The organism is Amycolatopsis sp. VC5-11 (assembly GCF_037034185.1).
Classification (GTDB): domain Bacteria; phylum Actinomycetota; class Actinomycetes; order Mycobacteriales; family Pseudonocardiaceae; genus Amycolatopsis; species Amycolatopsis nivea.
The window spans coordinates 120,419-139,462 of sequence record NZ_JBAGKF010000015.1 but is presented as its reverse complement, the minus strand read 5'-3'; the positions used below and the strand labels follow the sequence as shown (position 1 = coordinate 139,462).

Sequence of the window (19,044 nt, the reverse complement as noted above, 5' to 3'; positions counted from 1 at the left end):
CTCACGAGACCGCTTTCTCCAGCCACGGCCGCACCACCGGCAGCACTGCGGCCGCCTGCATCGCGCTCATGTGGTCCAGGCCGTCGAGCACCTCGACGGTCCACCCGCGCGCCTCCAGTTCGGCGCGCTCGCGCAGCAGCGGCCCGGCGATGTCGACGGTTACGCCGCCCCACCGTTCGCTGTACACGATCCGGTCCTCCGAACCCGCGAAACACAACCGCGGGCAGGACAGCTCGACCGCCCGGTCGTCGAAATCCCGCAATGCCTCATAAAGCGTCACGAACTGCTTCGTCTGCCCGGTGGACAACGTGACGTCCACCGAATCCCAGTCCCCCGGCTCGCCTTTGGTTTCAGCAGTAGGCCCGGCTAGAGCCATCTCGTGCGTCGCCCGAGTCACCGCGAGCATGGCCGCATACGGCCCGTCCAGCGGCGGATACCCGCCCATCACCAGCGCGTCCAGCCGATCCGTCCGCAAGGCCAGCTGCAACCCGGAAAGCGCCAGCCACGAGTACCCGTAATAGGAGAACCGCGCCGCCCCGACCGCATCTGCCACGGCGAGGAAATCCGCCGCGACCGCGTCCGGCGTCAGGTCCGCCGGATGCGCCATCCGGTGCCCCTGGTAGTCGAAGGCCACCACCCGGAACCCGGCGAATCCCTCGATCAGCGAACGGCCCAGCTCCGGATCGGCGCCCCACTGCCGGGCCGCCTCGGCCTCCGGTCCTTCGGCCGGCCGGGGGTCGACCGGGAGCAGCAGCACCGGCCCGTCCCCGTGCACCTGCGCTTCGATCCGCGTTCCGTCGTGCAGAGTCGCTTCAGCCATCTCATCTCTTTACGTCGTAAAGTATCGCCGGACGCGAGGGTACTATACGACGTAAAGAGATGTCGAATCAGTGGGTGACGGCCGGCGACGCGGCGTCGGAGACCAGCTTGCGCGGAGCTCCGGTACCGTCCGCGGGCACCGACCACACGGCGTTGTCCAGGCCGTAGAGGATCGTGTGGTCGTCCTGCCAGAGCGCCTGGTCGTCGACGCTGCGGGTTTCGGCGAGCGCGGTCTCCCGCATCGTCTTGAGGTCGAGCACGGACAGCCGCCAAACGCCCTCGCCGACCTTCTTCTTGAACGCGATCCGCGTCTCGTCCGGCGACAGCGACGGGCATTCCACGTTTTCCCGCAGCGCTTTGCCGCGGTAGGTGTCGTAGTCGCCTTCGATCAGATACGTCTTGCCCTTGGTACCCAGTGTCGAGTAGAACCGCTTGCCGTCCTTGCTGAACGTGATGCCCCAGTAGTTGACGTCCGAGGAGAAGTACCGCTTCCCGTCGACCAGGACCGGCAGCTCCTCGATCGTCTTCTCCAGTTCGCCGTTGTCCAGCTGGTAAATCCCGGCACGCGTCGAAAACCCGGTGGCGGCGTAGGAATCGCCAGTGACGAACACCGTCCAATACACCCGCTTGCCGTCCGGCGAAACGCGCGCGCGACTCGGGGTGCCCGGCAGGTAATCCTTGTGCGTAGTGGCGAAATTCCGGTCGAGGATGCTGAAATCGCTGACCGCGGGCAAGGTGCCGGGTCGCACCGCGAGGCACATCCCCGTCGACGCGGACACGGCGAACCGGTCGCACTTCAGATCGCTGAACTTCGGCGCGGCACCAGGATTCGCGAGCGGAACGACGCCGACGTTGCCTGTTTTAGTACTGCGAAAGAACAACTGCCCGGGCGCGAGCGAAAGGTGCTCCACCTTCGCGGGCTCAGCCGGACTGGGCCGTGCGGCCACGGTGTAAACCACCGCGGCGGCCGCGAGCACCACAGTTCCGACAACGGCGAGAAGAACCTTTTTCATTTGCGCACCGGCCTTGCGAAAGCGGCGCCGAGCGCCACGACAGCGAGAGCTCCGGCCGCCACGAGAACTGCGGGCTGCAGATCCCACAACGTCCAGGCGAGTCCGAAGAGGACTGAGGAAAGCATCCGGGCGGCGGCTTGTCCAGTTTGGACCACCGCGAGGCCGGTCGCCCGGAGGTCAGCGGGCACCAGCGGTCCGGCCGCGGCCATGAGCACCCCGTCGGTGGCCGCGTAGAACACGCCGTGCAGGCCCAACGCGAGAGCCGCGAGCCAGAACCCGGACACCGGCCCGCACAACGCGATCAACGCGGCGACGAGCGCGACGTGCCCGCCGAGGAACACTGGCCAGCGCCCGATCCGGTCGGCCAGCTTGCCCAGCGGGACCGCCAGCACCAGGTACACCCCGGCGGTGCCGAGCGGCAGCAACGGGAAGAACGTCGCCGCGACGTCCCAGCGCCGCTGAAGCACCAGGTACACAAAGGAATCGCCGAGCGTCACGAACCCCAGCAGCGCCGCCCAGATCGCGACGCGGCGGAAGCCCCGCTCGCGCAACAGCCCGAACGCCGCCCGCACGGACACTGCGGCCCGGTCGGCGATTTCCTGCTTGTGGTCGCGGACGAACAACACCAGCAGCATGACCGCGATCCCCGCGATGCAGAAGCTGGTGAAGAACACCGACGTGTAGCTGCCGAGGCTCAGCGCGAGCACGGCCATCGCGACGAGCGGGCCGAGGAACGCGCCGACGGTGTCCATCGCGCGGTGCACGCCGAACGACCGGCCGAGCGTGTCGGGCTCGCTGCTGAGCGAGATCAACGCGTCGCGCGGGGCCGTGCGCAGCCCCTTGCCGGTGCGGTCGGCGGCGAGCACCACGCCGATCGCCGCGACCGACGAACCGGCCGCGACGAGGCCGAGCTTGCACACCGCGGACAAGCCGTAGCCGAACCCGGCGACCGCCTTGAGCCGCCGCCACCGGTCGGCGAGATGCCCGCCGAGCACGCGGACCACGGCGGTGGCTCCCGCGTAAAGCCCGTCGAGCAGGCCGAACTGCAGCGGGTTGAGCCCGAGGCCGAGCACCAGATACAGCGGGAGCACCGCGGTCACCATCTCCGAGGAGATGTCGGTGACCAGGCTGACCGCGCCGAGTGCGACGACGTTCGCCGACACCCGGCGCAGGCCGGCCTTCCGGTCGGTGCCCGCCGCGACGTCCGAACTACGGCTTGTCGCGATGTACATGACCGGCCCCTAGTTGTGGCAGGTGTAGGTCGGGCTGCTGTCCTGGACCTTGCCGTCGAGACCGATCAGCTGCTCGGAGAAGGTGTTGTCGGTCATCGTCAGCTTCAGCACGCCGAAGGTGTCCTTCAGCAGCTTCGCCGTGGTCGGATGCGCGGAGTGGACCGGGTACGGGTTCGCCCCGCCCATGCCGCCGATGATCTCGACCGGACCGGCCGGGTTCGCCTTGCCGCTCGCGTCCTGCGGCACGAACCGCTCATAGTGGTGGTCGTGGCCGTTGAGGATCAGGTCGACCTTGTTCTGCGCGAACAGGTCCCACAGCTGCTTGGAACCGCGCTGGTCGCCGTGGTCGCCCGAGCTCCACCGCGGGTGGTGGTAGTACGCCGCGACGCAGCCCTTGGTGTTCTTCGCCAGATCCTGCTTGATCCAGTTCATCTGGTCGGTGTCCTTGAGCTCGCCGCCGTCCTTGTCGTCGACGAAGCCGTTGGAGTCGAGGGCGATGAAGTGCCAGTTGCCCATTTCCCAGCTGTAGTACCGCTTCCCGTTCGGCGTGGCGATCTTGCCGAAGTACTGCTCGTAGGCCTCGAACGGCTTGTTGTCGTCGTAGGTCTCGTGGTTGCCCGGGATCGGGTGCGTGATGCTCTTGAACTTGCCCCAGGTCTTGTCGTAGTAGTCCTTGAAGTTCTGCAGCGTCAGACCGGTGTCCTCGGCGTCGTACTGGTTGTCGCCCATGGTGATCACCGCGGCGGGGTTCATCGACTGGACGAGCTTCGCGGTCTTCGGGTGGATGCAGCTGGAGCTGCTGGCGGTGCACTGTTCGGCGATGTCGCCGGCCGCGGCGAGGACGAACGTGTTGCCCGCGGTCCCCGGCTTGGTGTGCACCTTGACCGCGCTGCTGGCCGGTGACGCGTTGCCAGCGGCGTCCTTCGCGCGGACGGTGTAGGTGTAGTCGGTGTCCGGCGAGAGGCCGTTGTCGGTGTAGGACGTGCTCGCGCTGGTGGCGACGGACTTGCCGTCCCGCAGCACTTCGTACCCGCTGACGCCGACGTTGTCCGTCGCAGCGGCCCAGGTCAGCCCGACGCTGTTCGAGCCGATCTCGCCCGCGGCGAGGTTCGACGGAGCGGTGGGTGCCTGCGTGTCGCCGGACGAGTCCGGGGTGCCGTACGCCTGAAGTTCCCAGAGGGAGTAGCCGTACTTCGTGGCGCGCTCGGTGCCGACGAAGCGCAGGAAGCGGCCGTGCCCGGACAACCCGGTGAGGTCGTCGGTGCCGCCGTCGCCGCTGGTGATCGTCGCGATCGACTTGAAGTTCTCGCCGTCGTCGGAGATCTCGATGCGGTACTTCTTGGCGTAGGCCGCTTCCCAGTTCAGCTTCACCCGGTGGATCGTGGCGGCCTGGCCGAGATCGACGCGCAGCCACTGCGCGTCGGCGCTGACCGCACTGGCCCAGCGGGTCTTGAGATTCCCGTCGACGGCGTTCTCGCCGCTCAACGTGGACGTCTCGAGCGTAGACGTGCTGACGGGTTTTCCTTGGGACAGCAGCACATCGGCGGCAGCGGCACTGGCGTCGCGCGCGGGCGACACCGCGGCTGGCAACAGCACCACCGCGGCCGCCGGCAAGGCGAACCGGGCGAGACTTCGGACACGGGACGAGGACACGTCGCACTCCTTCGGGCCGGACGGGAACAGGGCGGCGGCGTTACGGTTCTGCGGCGTCTCGTTGCGTTAAGAAAGTTTCCTAACTAAAACGGCAGAGTAGCGGGCCCGGTTTCCCCCGACAAGCCCGGAACGGACGTGAAACGATCAAGACCGCCCGATCAGCGGAACGTCCCGCTCCCGTCCGGGGAAGTGCCGTGAAGGACTCCTTGCGGGACGCAAATCTGGAGGAAACCCGCCCGCTGCGCCGCCTGCGCATCGCATGCCGCCGAGCCTGCCGTGAGGGCCACCCTCATTGGCTCTGATTCCCCATGCCAGGAACTTAAGGCGAGGTTGCGGGTGCGGTTGAGGCGTGGCTGCCCGGGCCCGTGTGACCCCGGTGAACGTACGTGAGGGGAACCCTCAGGGAATCAGATTCCCTCAGGGTGGCCCTCACGGCCCTCCCGCACGCCGTGAAGGAGCCCCTCACGTACCTAGATTCCCTCAAGGAGCCCTTCACGGACCGTCAGTGCTGCAGGAGCAGCCGCCGCACTTCCTGCACCGCGGCGCGTCCAGCCCGGTTCGCCCCCACCGTGCTCGCCGAAGGCCCGTACCCGACAAGATGCAGCCGCGGTTCCGCGACCACGCGAGTCCCGTCCATCCGGATCCCGCCGCCCGGTGTCCGCAGATGCAGCGGAGCCAGATGGTCGATCGAGGCCCGGAACCCGGTCGCCCACAGGATCATGTCCGCGGGCTCGAAACTGCCGTCTTCCCAGACGACGCCGTCGGCGACCAAGCGCGAGAACATCGGCCGCCGGTCCAGATATCCCGCCGCCCGGCCCGCGAGCACCTGCGGCGTCACCGGCAGGTCCGTCACGCTCACAACGCTCTCCGGCGGCAGCCCGGCCCGCACCCGCTGGTCGACCTTCGCCACCGCCATCCGTCCCCAGTCCTCGCTGAACTCCTCCTCGCGCCACACCGGCGGACGCCGCGTCACCCACACCGTCGAACGGGCGACCGGACCGATCTCCATCAGCAACTGCACCGCCGACGTCCCGCCGCCCACGACCACCACGCGCCGGCCGCGAAATTCCTCCGCGCCGCGGTAATCCGCCGTGTGCAGCTGCCGTCCGGCGAAGCTGCCGGGATAACGCGGCCAGAACGGCCGATCCCAGGTCCCGGTCGCGCTGATCACCGCGCGCGCCGCCCACGTCTCCGCAGGCGATTCGACCACCAGCCGCTCCCCCGCACGCCGCACCGCGGTCACGTCGACCGGACGGTGTACCGGCAGGTCATACGTCTTCTCGAAGCGCCCGAAGTACTCCGACACAGCCTCGCTCGCCGGGCGCGCCGGATCCGGAGTCCCGAACGCCATGCCCGGCAGGTCGTGGATCCCGTGCACCTTCCCGACCACCAGCGACGGCCACCGGTACTGCCACGCCCCGCCCGCGCGTTTGCCGTGGTCGAGCACGACGAACCCGCGTTCGTTCGCGAACCCGGCCCGGCGCAGGTGATACGCCGCCGACAGTCCGGCCTGTCCGGCCCCGATCACCACGACGTCGGTCTCGTGATCCGCAGTGCTCATACAACGTTCAACAATTGCCCGCGCCCGGTATTTCCGGCTCAGACCGCGACCCGGTTCCGGCCGCCGTCTTTCGCCCGGTACAGCGCGGCGTCGGCCGACCGCAGCACCTCGTCGAGCGTGTTGCCCGCCTGCGGATAACACGCGACCCCGACGGACACGGAGAGTCCGCTGATCCGCAGCGGACCTCCCACCGCGACGGTCAGCTCCCCCACCGCGACCCGCACCCGTTCGGCGATCCCGAGCACGTCGGTGCCGCCGGTCGCGGGCAGCAGGACCACGAATTCCTCTCCGCCGAACCGGCCGACGGTGTCGCTTTGCCGCACCGAAGCCTCGATCGCCACGGCCACCGCGGCCAGCACCTCGTCGCCGGTGAGGTGCCCGTACGTGTCGTTGATGCGCTTGAAGTGGTCGAGATCGATCATCAGCACGGCGAACCCGCTGCCGGTCCCGCGCCGCCGGGCCCGGGTGAATTCCCGGGTCGCCAGCTCGTGCCAGCCCGCAGTGTTGAGCAGCCCGGTCTTCTCGTCGGTCACGACCGCCACCTGCAACTGCTGCTTCAGCAGGAGATAGCGGTGCAGCAACAGCAACGGCGGCAGCACGAACACCACCAGCACCGGCTGATGGACGAACGCCAGCGCAGCGAGCCCGCCGAGACACAGTGTCGCGAGCTCGAAGGCGTTGTCCTCCCAGGTGCCGATGAGGTCCGCGGGCGAGCGGCTGTTCGTGTACAGGTAGATGCCCGTCGCTACGAGCACGACGTTCACCAGTTCAAAGGCGGCTGCTGCCAGTACGAGCGCGAGGACGCCGTACGCGGTGTCGAGCCGCGCTTGATCCAGACCGCCGATGGTCAACACCGCAGATGCCGCGAAGCACGACAGCATCGCCCACGCGGTACTGGCCGCGAAGCGATGTGCGGGCCGCGTACGCACGTGTCGCCACACTCGCAGCCACAGATGCAGGTACAGCACCAACGCCAGCAACGCGACCCACGCCGGCGGAAGCAGGAACGCACCGGCGAGGTACCAGACGGACGTGACGTTGATGTGCGTCTGGCCGCTCATCCACCGTCGCAGCCGCTCGATCCGGCGCGACATCTCGGCCTGCGCGATGCCCAGCCCGACGAGGACGCCGAACGAACTGAACTGCACCGGCCCGCCGAACCCGGTCGCGAGGCCCGTCGCCGTGAGTGCCACGGCGAGGGCCTCGCACGCCATCGCGTAGCCGATCCATCGCCGCCGCGCGACCGCCCACATCGCCCAGCGCGGCGGCCAGCCTCTCCAGGACGTCACCGCGCCGCGCACCCCGATGGGGACAGGTGCCTGGGTCACGGGCGCCCCCACGCGAAATTCGGCCTACGGAAGTTGCCCAGGGTAGCGGGTCCGCTCCGCAGCTAGCCGAACCGAGCGAAAACTCCTTCGCGAACTGCCCACCGGGCACGCTCTGGGTAGAGCGGGCGGGCAACTTCCGGGCTGGGTCAGCGGCGGCGCAGCTTCCGCACGACGGCCAGCACGATCAGCAGCACGACCGCGCCCGCGGCCACCGGAGCCAGCCGCTTCGCGACGGACTGGCCCGCGTAGTCGAGCAGGTCGATCGCCTCGGTCTCGCCGGTCGAACCGCCCGCCGGAACGCTCCGCAGATGCGGCTTTTCGTCGGCGACCGGCTCGGCCGCGGGCTTTTCCGCAGGCTTCTCTTCGGCCTTCTCCTCCGGCTTCGCCGCGGGAGCCGCTTCGGCGGGGGTCTCCAGCGACGCCGCGAGGTTCCCCGCGAAGGTGTCGAGGATCTTGCCGCCCACCTCGGAGATCAGGCCGCGCCCGAACTGCGCCGGACGTCCGGTGATCGCCAGGTCGGTGGCCACCGCGCCGTGCGTGCCGCCGTCGCGCTCGGTGAGCGTGAGGGTGACCGTCGCGGCCGCAGTGCCGCCGCCGCGGGAGTCCTTGCCGGACGCCTTGATGACGACCTTGCGCGCCGCCTCGTCCTTCTCCAGGAACTCGCCGGTTCCCTTGTACAGCAGCGAAATCGGCCCCAGCTTGACCTTCACCGTGCCCGCGAAGGTGTCCCCCTCCACCTTGGTGAGCGAGGCGCCCGGCATGCACGGGGCGACGCGCTCCGGGTCGATGACGGCCTGCCAGACCTCCCCGATCGGGGCGGGGACGGTGAATTCGTGGTCGAGCCGCACGGGCCGACCTCCTCTCCTGCACACTGCTTCGAGCCGTTGCCGTCCACCTTACGGCCGTCTCCCGCGAAGCGGTCCGTGAAGGACTCCTTGGGGGAATCAAAGTCCCCCAAGGAGTCCTTCACGTCCCGGTCAGCTCAGGCGCCCACCGCCGCCGCGACGGCACGCCCGGTCAGCACCCGCGCGAGGTGCTGGCGGTATTCGACGTCGGAATTGCCGTCCGCGACCGGGTTGGTGCCCTCGGCCGCGTGCGCGGCGGCCGCCCGGATCGTGTCCGCGTTGGCCTGCGCGCCGAGCAACGCCTGCTCCACGCCGGTCGCCCGGACGGGGGTCGCGCCCATGTTGGTGAGCGCCACCCGGGCTTCCTCGATCACGCCGCCCTCGGTGCGCACGGTGGCCGCCACCGCGCACATCGACCAGGCCTGGGCGACCCGGTTGAATTTCTCGTAGTGCGCCCGCCAGCCGGTGTGCTTGGGCAGCCGCACCTCGACGAGCAGTTCGTCCGGGGCCAGCGCGGTGGTGAAGTAGTCCTGGAAGAACTCCGCCGCGGACACCGTGCGCCGCCCGTTCGGCCCGGCCAGCACCAGCTCGCCGTCCAGCGCGAGCACCGGGGCCAGCAGGTCGCCCGCCGGGTCCGCGTGCGCGATCGCGCCGCCGAACGTGCCGCGGTGCCGCACCTGCGGATCCGCGACCGTGTCGGTCGCCTCCTTCACCAGCGCGGCGTGCTCGGCGATCAACGGGTCGCGCTGGACCTCGTAATGCGTCGTCATCGCCCCGACCACGAGCGCGTCGCCGTCCTCGCGCACTCCGCGCATTTCGGCGACTTTCCCGAGGTCGACCAGCGTGGTCGGCGCGGCCAGGCGCATCCGCAGCACCGGCAGCAGGCTTTGCCCGCCCGCCAGCACCTTGGCGTCCTCGCCCGCCGCGGCGAGCGCCTGCACGGCTTCGTCCACCGTGGACGGAGCGACGTAGTCGAACGGAGCCGGGATCACTGGGCACCTCCGGAGGCGTCGATCGAACCGAGGCCGCCGCCGGCCTCGCCGCCGGGTCCGCCGGCATTGGCGGTGCCGTGGCGCACCGCGTTCCACACGCGCATCGGCGTGAGCGGCATTTCGATGTCGTTCACCCCGAACTGGCGCACCGCGTCGACCACCGCGTTGACCACGGCGGGCGTCGAAGCGATCGTGCCCGCCTCGCCGACTCCCTTGGCTCCCAACGGGTTCGTGGTCGACGGCGTTTCCGTCCGGTCCGTGGTGAACGACGGCAGGTCAGCCGCCGAGGGCAGCAGATAGTCGGCGAACGTGCCGGTGGTGAGCGTGCCGCTCTCATCGTGCACGGCCTCCTCGAACAGCGCTTGCGCGATGCCCTGCGCGAGCCCGCCGTGGACCTGTCCTTCCACGATCAGCGGGTTGACCACCTTGCCGACGTCGTCCACGCAGACGTACGAACGCAGTTTCACCTGGCCCGTTTCCGTGTCCACTTCGGCCGCGCACAAGTGGGTGCCGTGCGGGAAGGAGAAGTTCTCCGGGTCGAAGGTGGCGTCGGAATCGAGCGACGGTTCGACGCCGTCCGGCAGGTTGTGCGCGGCGAACACGGCGAGCGCGATGTCCTGGATCGTCGTCGACGAATCCGTGCCCTTCACGGTGAACTTGCCGCCGGAGAACTCGAGGTCGTCCTCGGAGCACTCCAGCAGATGCGCGGCGATCGGCTTCGCCTTCGCGACCACCTTCTCCGCCGCCTTCACGATCGCGATGCCGCCGACGACCAGCGAGCGCGAACCGTAGGTGTCGAGGCCCTTGTGCGAGGACTGCGTGTCGCCGTGCAGCACCTCGACGTCCTCGAAGGACACGCCGAGCTGGTCGGCCACGATCTGGCTCCACGCCGTCTCGTGCCCCTGACCGTGCGCCGACGCACCCGTGGTGACCTCGACCTTGCCGGTCGGCAACATCCGCAGCGACGCGTACTCCCAGCCGCCGGCACCGTAGTCGAGCGAACCCAGCACCCGCGACGGCGCGAGCCCGCACATCTCGGTGAACGTCGAGATCCCGATGCCGAGCTGCACCGGGTCGTTCGCCTCGCGGCGCTCCTTCTGCTCGCGGCGCAGCGCGTCGTAGCCGAAGAGCTCCTTCGCCTTCTCGGTCGCGGCCTCGTAGTTGCCGGAGTCGTAGGTGAGCCCGCAGACCGTGGTGAACGGGAATTCCTCGTGCTTGATCCAGTTCTTTTCGCGCAGCTCCACCGGGTCCATGCCCAGCTCGTCGGCCAGCTCGTCCATGATCCGCTCGATCGCGAACGTCGCCTCCGGACGGCCCGCGCCGCGGTAGGCGTCGGTGAGCGTGGTCGTGGTGAACACGTTGGTGCAGGCGAAGTGGTAGGCCGGGATCTTGTAGATCGCGTTGAACATGAACGCGCCGAGGATCGGCACGCCCGGCCCGACCAGGCCGTTGTACGCGCCGAGGTTGGCGAGCAGTTCGACCTTGAGCCCGGTGACCGTCCCGTCGGCCTTCGCCGAGATCGTGATGTCCTGGATCTGGTCGCGGCCGTGGTGCGCGGCGAGCATCGTCTCGGACCGGGATTCGTTCCACTTCACCGGCTTGCCGAGCTTGTTCGCGACCAGCACGGTCATCATTTCCTCGGGCAGCACGCCGATCTTGCCGCCGAACCCGCCGCCGACGTCCGGCGCGATCACGCGCAGCTTGTGCTCGGGGATGCCGAGCGTCAGCGCGGACATCACGCGCAGGATGTGCGGCACCTGGGTGGCCGACCACATGGTCAGCTGCGCGCCGGTCGGGTCGACCACGCACGCGCGCGGCTCCATGAACGCGGGCACCAGCCGCTGCTGGCGGAACCGCCGTTTCAGCACGACCTCCGAAGAGGACAGTGCTTCCTCGACGTTCCCGCCGGTCCCGGCCTCGGCCGAGTCGAACACCCAGAAGGCGTTCTTGTTGCTGCCCAGTTCCTCGTGCACGAGCGGCGCGTCTTCGGCGAGCGCCGCTTCCAGGTCGAGGACCGGCGGCAGGTCTTCGTACTCGACCTCGATCGCCTCGAGCGCGTCATGCGCCTCCGCGGCCGATCGAGCGACCACCACCGCCACGCCTTCGCCGGCGAAATTCACCCGGTCCGAGGCCAGCACCGGACGCCGCGGCGCAGCCATGTCCGGCGTGATCGGCCACGCGCACGGCATGCCGATAGCACCCTCGGGATCGAGGTCGGCGGCGGTGTAAACGGCGACGACACCAGCGGATTCCTTGGCCGCGGACGTGTCGATCGAAACGATCTTGGCGTGCGCCAGCGGACTCCGCAGCACCGCGAGATGCAGCATCCCCGGCAACGCGATGTTGTCCGTCCACCGGGTGCGCCCGGTGATCAGCCGCTCGTCTTCCTTGCGACGCCGGGACTTCCCTACCTCAGGCTCGATCGTGGCAGTCATCATTCACCACCCACGCCGACGTGGTTGGGTTGATCGATCTTCTCGGCGTCGGGCCCCGCACCGGGACTCATGTGCTTCGCGGCGTCGCGCACCGCCTTCACGATGTTCTGGTAGCCGGTGCAGCGGCAAAGATTGCCCTCGAGCCCCTCGCGAACGGCCTGCTCGTCCGGGTCCGGATTGTCCGCCAGCAGGTCGATGGACTGCATGATCATGCCCGGCGTGCAGAACCCGCACTGCAGGGCGTGGTTGTCGTGGAAAGCCTGCTGGACCGGGTGCAGTTGCCCGTCGCGGGCCAGCCCCTCGACGGTGGTGACCTCGCATCCGTCGGCCTGCACGGCGAGAACGGAACAGGATTTCACGCTGTGCCCGTCGAGATGGACGGTGCACGCGCCGCAGTTGCTGGTGTCGCACCCGACGACGGTGCCCACCTTCCCGACGCGTTCCCGTAAGTAGTGGACGAGCAGGGTGCGCGGCTCGACGTCATCGGTGTATTTCGTGCCGTCGACAGTGACGGTGATGCGCATCAAAGGCCTCCAAGTGCAAATGCCCGCCAGCCCCGGCGGAGGCGGCGGGCCGGTTCGGGAACGGCCAAGGCGCGATCGTGATCGGCCTCACAGGGGAGCGTGCTACGCCTTTCGCGCGCGGACAAGTCCTGATGTCGCACGTCGCCCTGACGGTTCCGCAGATGCGGGTTTTTTGCATTTCCGGAGACGCAGATGCGTGAAGCCGGACGGGTGATTTTTCGAGCGGCGGATCTTCCCGAGGGCCCGCGGTTTCGAGTCGGGGGTTCACCGGGTTTCGTTGCTGGACGGGGTTTTCCTCGCGGATCGCACTGCCTGGCGGGTGCGTGGTGGCAAGGCTGTGGGGGTCTCGGTCTGGACGGTTCGGCTTGGTGCTGTGGTTTCGGCTAGCTGCGTCCTCGATGCACCTGCGGCCGGGTTCTCACAGCATCTGCCGCGTTGTCTTGGTGCCCATGCTTCTCACCTTTGCTGCTGCATGACTGGCGGCTGCTGCCCGCCGCAGCCGCCGGGGATGCGCCATTCCGGGTCGCCGCGCACAGTGCCAAGCCTCGGTCCGGATGGTTCGCCCTGCGGGTCGCCCAACTGCGGTACACCTGCTGCCGGGTCCTCGCAGCAACTGCCGCGTCGGCTGCGCATCCGGCCTGTTGCGGCCCCGCTGCTACATCCCGACCCCGGAATCACCTGCCGCGTCAACTGCGTGCACAGCGCCGTCAGGCACCAAAGTCCGGCCAGGCAGCACCGCCGGAAGCCCCGCATGCCCGCCCGCACCAGCCACCGAGCGACCGCAAACGCTTGCCCGGCCTCCCAGCTCACCAGCCAAGTCAGCTAGGAATCCGCCCGCCCAACACCGCCAGCCGCCAAGCCCGCCGCGACAGTTCCCCAACCTCCCAGGCCACCAGCCAGGTCGGCTAGGAATCCGCCTGCTCAACGCCACCAGCCGCCAAGCCCGCCGCAACACTTCCCCAGCTTCCCAGGCCACCAGCCAGGTCAGCTGTGAATCCGCCCGCTCAACGCCGCCAGCCGCCGTCCGGTGCCGCTCCAGCGCAGCGCAATGATCTCCGCCGCGATCGACACCGCCGTCTCCTCCGGCGTGCGCGCGCCGAGGTCGAGGCCGATCGGCGACGACAGGCGTTCCAGCTCGCCCTCGGTGATCCCCGCCTCGCGAAGCCGCGCGAACCGGTCGTCGTGCGTCTTGCGCGAACCCATCGCGCCGACGTACCCGACGTCGAGCCGCAGCGCGACCTCCAGCAGCGGCACGTCGAACTTCGGATCGTGTGTGAGGACCGCGATCGCCGTCCGCGCGTCGATCCGGCCCGCGTCGGCCTCGGCCTTCAGGTAGCGGTGCGGCCAGTCGACGACGACGTCGTGCGCCTCCGGGAACCGGCTGCTGGTCGCGAACACCGGACGCGCGTCGCAGACCGTCACCTGATACCCGAGATAAGCACCCATCCGTGCCATTGCGGCGGCGAAATCGATGGCCCCGAACACCAGCAGTCGCGGCGGCGGTTCGAAGGAGTTCACGAAAACAGCCATGCCCTCGCCGCGCCGCTGCCCGTCCGGTCCGTAATGGAGCGTCCCGGTGCGTCCAGCGGCAAGAAGCCCGCGCGCGTCGTCCGCGACCGCATCGTCCATCCGGGACGAGCCAAGGGACCCCTCGACCCGGTCCGGCCACACAATCATGTGCTCGCCGACCAGCCCCGGCGTCTCGTGCTCCACGATCGTGACGACCGCGACCGGCTCGCCGCTGCGCACCGATTCGACGACGCGCTCCAGCTCCGGCATCGACTCGCGGTCCACCGGCTCGACGTAGATGTCGATGATCCCGCCGCAGGTCAGCCCGACCGCGAAGGCGTCGTCGTCGCTGACGCCGTAGCGCTGCAACACCGGCTTCCGCTCGGCGACGACCTCGTTGGCCAGCTCGTACACCGCGCCCTCGACGCAGCCGCCGGACACGCTCCCGACGACCGTGCCGTCCGGCGCGACCATCATCGACGCACCCGGCGCCCGCGGGGCCGACGAAAACGTCGCCACCACCGTGCCGAGCCCGACCGTTTCGCCCGCCTGCCAGCGGCGGTACACGTCGTCCAGTACGTCACGCATCGGCAATCTCCCCGAGGAGTCGTTCCAACGTCGCCAGGCTGTGCCCGGCCAGCAAGCGGTCGATGTGCGGCAGGGCGGCCACGATGCCGGATTGGACCGGAGCATAACCCTCGTGCCCTGCGTGCGGATTCACCCAGAATACGGCGTGCGCGAGCCGGCGCAGCCTGCCGAGCTGCTCGGCCAGCAGGCTGACGTCGCCACGCTCCCACCCGTCGGAGAACACGGTGACTACCGCGCGTCGCGCAAACCCGCGCTGGCCCCACCGGTCGAGAAACACCCGCAATGTCTCGCCAAGCCGTGTCCCACCAGCGAAATCGGGCACCGCGGTACCGGCCGCGAGCATCGCCTGCTCCGGATCGCGCTGCCGGAGTTGCCTGGACACTCGCGTCATCCGAGTACCCAGCGTAAACACCTCGACCGACATCGGAGCAGCCCGCGCGACGACGTGCGCGAACCGCAGCAACGCGTCGGCATACGGGCTCATCGAGCCGGAAACGTCGATCAGCAAGACGACCTTCCGCGCCCGCGTCCCCCTTCGATGATGCGCCAGCCGCACTGGCTCACCACCGGACGCAAGCATCGCCCGCAGAGTCCGCGCGGGGTCAAGCGCACCACGATGCGCGGGCGCCCGCCGCGCCGCCCGCCGCCGGGGCAGCACCGGACGCAGCGTCGCGAGCAACTCCCGCAAATGCGCCCGCTCAGCTTTGGTCAACTCGGCGAGATCCCGATGCCGGAGAACCTCGTGATCGCTAGCCGCGACCCGAAGCGTGTCGTGCGATTCCTCGGCACTGTCCCCGTCCCCGGCCGCCGCGACCAGCGGAGCGATCCGGGCTTGCTTCCGCACCGGAGTCCCCGACGTCGCCTTCGGACTGTCATCTCCTTCGAACCACCGCGCGAACGCTTCCTCGTACCGAGGCAGATCGTCGGGGTCGGAGCAGAGCGTCAACCGCCCAACCCAGTACAACTGCGTCGGCCGGGCGACGTCGACCTTCGCCACCGCAGACAGGTAAGCCTGCACCCGCCGCGCGTCACAGGCGACGCCCGCCTCCCGCAATGCCGCCGCGAACCCCGCATAGCCAGCAAGCGGGTCAGCGACTTCGGTGCTCATGCCCCCCATTGTGACCCCAACCCCGAAAACCGCGCCGCGACAGCCGATCCTGCCTGGTTCGGACGCCTTTCACTCACTCCGGCGGCGAGCGGTTCAGCTGCCTGGAGCCGCGGTCGTCTGGCTGCGGGCTGCGAGTTGTCAGCCGCGGTCTTGGCGCGCAACGGTTCTTGATCGAGTTCTTGGCCGGGCTCCCGACCGCGCGGCGGTTCTTGGCCGAGTTCCGGTTCGTACAGAGGCTCTTGGGCAAGTTCTCGCCTGCGCGAACGTTCTGGGGCAAGCGCTCGGCCGCTCGAAGGTTCTGGGGCGGGTTCTTGGGCACGCCAAGATCCCGGCTTGAGCTGCTCCAGCTCGCCAGTGTTCCTCCGCACCGCCATTCCAGTGTGAACCGCGTCGGCCCCGCAGATGTTCCGGCTTGCGCCAACTCGCCGCTCCGCGCGACCCGCACACCGCTCCATCCAGCTGAACCGTCGCCAGCCCAATTTCGCCCGCGTTCAAGCCCGCAGACATCCCGCGCCCGTCGGCCAACCCCACACCGCGCCAAGGCTTGCCGACGTTTCCGCCCGCTAGCCGCCTCCGCGCCGCGTCCAGGATTCCCGACACCGCCGCCAGCCAGCCAACCTCCGCGCCGCGTTCCCGGGCGGTTCGTTCAGCCAGCCCTCCGCCGCGCGAAACTCCCCAAGGCCCCACCACACCGCTCACGGCGGCGACGAAGGGCGGCCGCGCACGCCGTCCCGCCTCCGGGACAGCGTGCGCGAGCCGTGGTTGCGCGCAGCGGCCAGCCTCGGTAGCGCAAGGCGGGCGCGCGGAACCTTCAGGAAAGAACGGGAACTCAGCGGACAGCCGGGAGGGCAGTCCGGACGAAGTCGGTCACGAGCCCTCCTTCCGGCACAGTCGCAGTCACAAGATCAGGCACTAATCAATGAAGTCGGCGAAGTCATCCAGTGATGCTTCAAGCATGCCCGATCCCGCACCCCGCCGCAACGGAATTACTCGACCGTCCACAGTAGACAAAACTCAAGAGAACAGCGTGTCCAGCTTCGCCCGCACCCGGTCAAGATCCTCGCTGTACTTCAGCACCGCACCGAGGGTCCGCGCGGCCGTCGCGGCGTCCAGTTCGTCGCGCTGGAGCGCGAGCAAAGCCCTTGCCCAGTCGAGAGATTCGGCGACCCCGGGCGGTTTGAGGAGGTCCATCGCCCGCAGCCGGTGCACCGCGTCGGCGATCTGCCGGGCGAGCGTCTCGCCGATCCCCGGCAGCCGGCGGCGCAGGATGCTGATCTCCCGAGCCAGGTCCGGGTGTTCGAGCCAGTGGTAGAGGCACCGTCGCTTGAGCGCGTCGTGCACCTCGCGAGTCCGGTTCGACGTCAGCACAACCAGCGGCGGCTGCTCCGCCCGCACCTCGCCGTACTCCGGGATCGTGACGGTGTACTCGTCAAGCAACTGCAGGAGGAACGCCTCGAACTCATCGTCCGCGCGATCGATCTCGTCCACCAGCAGCACACACGGTGTCGTGGTGAGCGCCTGCAGCAACGGCCGCGCAAGCAGGAAACGCTCCGTGTACAGCGAACGCTCGGCAGTTTCCGCGTCGAGCCGTCCGCCGTCTGCCGCTTCGAGCGCACGCAGGTGCAGCAGCTGACGAGGGAAGTCCCATTCGTAAAGGGCCTGCGCGGCGTCGATGCCCTCGTGACATTGAAGCCGCACCAACGGCCACTTCAACGCCTCGGACAAGGCAAGCGCCAGCGAGGTCTTCCCGGTGCCGGGCTCGCCTTCGCAGAAGAGCGGCCGCTGCATCTGCGTCGCGAGAAATCCCGCGGTGGCCAGCCCCTCGTCGGCGAGGTAACCGGTGGTGTCGAGGGCGGCCGCGAGCGCGTCGGGCGAGGCGAGGGACTCTGTCACGCCCCCGATCGTAGATCCGAGACCGCCAAGTTCGCCGTTCACCGCGTCGCTCAGCGGCTCGTAACGCACGCATTCCGGACCAGGCAAGCTCCGTCAGCGACCCAACGCAGCCAGGCACCCGACCGCCCCGGCACCGTTCATCGCCGCTCCGCCCCAGGCCCGGCCAGGTCCCCAGGCCGATCGACATCGCTGCCGCTCCCGAGGTCACCGCACTCGACAAGCCGCACGTCGCCGCGCCCACGCAACCAGTCCCGCGCCCCGTGGTCACCGTGCGCCGAATCCGCGATCTCTCCCCACCAACGCCGCCCGAACAGCACCGGATGTCCCGGAACCCCCTGGTACGCGGCCCGGACGACAGCGTCCTCGGAAACCTCCCCGACGATCCGCGCGAGCGCCGCCGCCGGTACCCACGGCAGATCCACCAGGTGCACGAGCACGGCCGCCGACGGCTCCCCCGCCAACGACTCGAGCCCGGCTTTCAGCGACTCGCCCATCCCGTCCTGCCACCGCGCCGCGGACACCGCAGTGACCTCCGGTGGCAGCAGCTCCCGGACCTGCTCAGCCGACGCACCGACGACCACCCGCACCGAGGTGCATCCGGCCTCGGCCAGGTTCCGGACCGCCCGCTGGACCAGCGGCTCCCCGTCGTACTCGACCAGCGCTTTGGGCCCGCCGAATCGCCGCCCCGCCCCGGCGGCGAGCAGCAATCCGGCAACCGGTTCCGGCATCGGCGCTCCTCAGCCTTTGATCGCTCGCCCGGGCGCGACCGCGGCGAGCTCCGCCGAAATGGCAGCCGCGGTCTCGAGCAACGGCGGAACGAACTCGGTCCGGACGGTCTCCACCGGCGTCCGGCTCGCGTGCGTCGAGATGTTCACCGCGGCGACCGCGCGCCCCGCCCGGTTGCGGATCGGCGCGGCGACCGAGCGCAGGCCTTCTTCGAGCTCCTGGTCGACCATCGCCCAGCCCTGCTCCCGGACCTTGGCCAGCTCGGCTTCGAGCGCGGTGCGGTGGGTGAGCGTGTGCGGGGTCAACCGGTCGAGGTCGGCGACGACGAAGTAGGTGTTGAGTTCGGTCCGGTCCATGTCGGCGAGCAGCACGTGCCCCATCGACGTGGCGTGCGCGGGGAACCGCGTGCCGACGTTGATGCTCACCGTCATGATCCGCGACACCGCGACGCGCGCGACGTACACGATGTCGGCGATCTCCAGCACCGACACCGAACTCGACTCGTGGACCTCCGCCGAGAGCCGCTCCAGGTGCGGTTGCGAGATCTCGGCCAGGCTGAGGCTGGACAGATACGCGTAGCCGAGCTCCAGCACGCGCGCGGTGAGCGAGAAGTACTTGCCGTCGGTGCGGACGTAGCCGAGGTCCACGAGCGTCAGCAGGAACCGGCGCGCGGCCGCGCGGGTCAATCCGGTGACGCGCGCGACGTCGCTGAGCGTCGGATGCGGCGCCTCGGCGCTGAACGCCTTGATCACCGCCAGTCCGCGTTCCAGCGACTGCACGTGGTGCGCACCGCGTTCGGCCTGGTCGTCGGATTCCAT

At 69.3% G+C, this 19,044-nt stretch carries 15 protein-coding genes; all 15 read right to left on the bottom strand.

Going from position 1 to position 19,044, the window contains the following annotated elements:
- Position 1: 1 nt before the first annotated feature.
- Positions 2-820: an alpha/beta fold hydrolase gene (locus tag WA670_RS33725; RefSeq protein WP_336160250.1), complete on the bottom strand. Its 819-nt coding sequence runs from the start codon at positions 818-820 to the stop codon at positions 2-4.
- Between the two features lie 67 nt (positions 821-887).
- A complete protein-coding gene (locus WA670_RS33720; protein WP_043833058.1) occupies positions 888-1,832 on the bottom strand; it encodes a PD40 domain-containing protein in 945 nt (314 codons plus the stop codon).
- Positions 1,829-3,064: an MFS transporter gene (locus WA670_RS33715; RefSeq protein ID WP_037810198.1), complete on the bottom strand. Its 1,236-nt coding sequence runs from the start codon at positions 3,062-3,064 to the stop codon at positions 1,829-1,831. Before WA670_RS33715 ends, WA670_RS33720 begins: the two co-directional genes overlap by 4 nt.
- A 9-nt stretch (positions 3,065-3,073) precedes the next feature.
- A complete protein-coding gene (locus WA670_RS33710; RefSeq protein WP_275293283.1) occupies positions 3,074-4,717 on the bottom strand; it encodes a discoidin domain-containing protein in 1,644 nt (547 codons plus the stop codon).
- A gap of 502 nt (positions 4,718-5,219) precedes the next feature.
- Positions 5,220-6,278: an NAD(P)-binding domain-containing protein gene (locus WA670_RS33705; protein WP_336160248.1), complete on the bottom strand. Its 1,059-nt coding sequence runs from the start codon at positions 6,276-6,278 to the stop codon at positions 5,220-5,222.
- A gap of 38 nt (positions 6,279-6,316) precedes the next feature.
- Complete coding sequence (locus tag WA670_RS33700; protein WP_037810195.1) at positions 6,317-7,531, bottom strand: GGDEF domain-containing protein; 1,215 nt, start codon at positions 7,529-7,531, stop codon at positions 6,317-6,319.
- Positions 7,532-7,752: 221 nt separating this feature from the next.
- The gene (locus WA670_RS33695) at positions 7,753-8,454 is read right to left on the bottom strand and encodes an SRPBCC family protein (RefSeq protein WP_336160246.1); all 702 of its coding nucleotides are present in this window, start codon (positions 8,452-8,454) and stop codon (positions 7,753-7,755) included.
- A gap of 134 nt (positions 8,455-8,588) precedes the next feature.
- Positions 8,589-9,443: an FAD binding domain-containing protein gene (locus WA670_RS33690; RefSeq protein WP_037810193.1), complete on the bottom strand. Its 855-nt coding sequence runs from the start codon at positions 9,441-9,443 to the stop codon at positions 8,589-8,591.
- Positions 9,440-11,878: a xanthine dehydrogenase family protein molybdopterin-binding subunit gene (locus tag WA670_RS33685; protein WP_134665449.1), complete on the bottom strand. Its 2,439-nt coding sequence runs from the start codon at positions 11,876-11,878 to the stop codon at positions 9,440-9,442. Before WA670_RS33685 ends, WA670_RS33690 begins: the two co-directional genes overlap by 4 nt.
- Positions 11,878-12,402 carry a (2Fe-2S)-binding protein gene (locus tag WA670_RS33680; protein WP_134665451.1) on the bottom strand — a complete coding sequence of 175 codons (525 nt, stop codon included), beginning with the start codon at positions 12,400-12,402 and terminating at the stop codon, positions 11,878-11,880. The genes WA670_RS33685 and WA670_RS33680 overlap by 1 nt, the downstream gene beginning before the upstream one ends.
- Positions 12,403-13,386: 984 nt before the next feature.
- Complete coding sequence (locus WA670_RS33675; protein ID WP_037810189.1) at positions 13,387-14,499, bottom strand: XdhC family protein; 1,113 nt, start codon at positions 14,497-14,499, stop codon at positions 13,387-13,389.
- Entirely contained in the window at positions 14,492-15,607 is a 1,116-nt protein-coding gene (locus WA670_RS33670) for a vWA domain-containing protein (RefSeq protein ID WP_238607856.1), read from the bottom strand. The genes WA670_RS33675 and WA670_RS33670 overlap by 8 nt, the downstream gene beginning before the upstream one ends.
- A 1,014-nt stretch (positions 15,608-16,621) precedes the next feature.
- Positions 16,622-17,500, bottom strand: a complete 879-nt coding sequence (locus WA670_RS33665) for an AAA family ATPase (protein ID WP_051172312.1) — start codon at positions 17,498-17,500, stop codon at positions 16,622-16,624.
- A 137-nt stretch (positions 17,501-17,637) separates the two neighbouring features.
- Positions 17,638-18,228 carry a nucleotidyltransferase family protein gene (locus WA670_RS33660; RefSeq protein WP_134665455.1) on the bottom strand — a complete coding sequence of 197 codons (591 nt, stop codon included), beginning with the start codon at positions 18,226-18,228 and terminating at the stop codon, positions 17,638-17,640.
- A gap of 9 nt (positions 18,229-18,237) precedes the next feature.
- Positions 18,238-19,044, bottom strand: a complete 807-nt coding sequence (locus WA670_RS33655) for an IclR family transcriptional regulator domain-containing protein (RefSeq protein ID WP_037810187.1) — start codon at positions 19,042-19,044, stop codon at positions 18,238-18,240.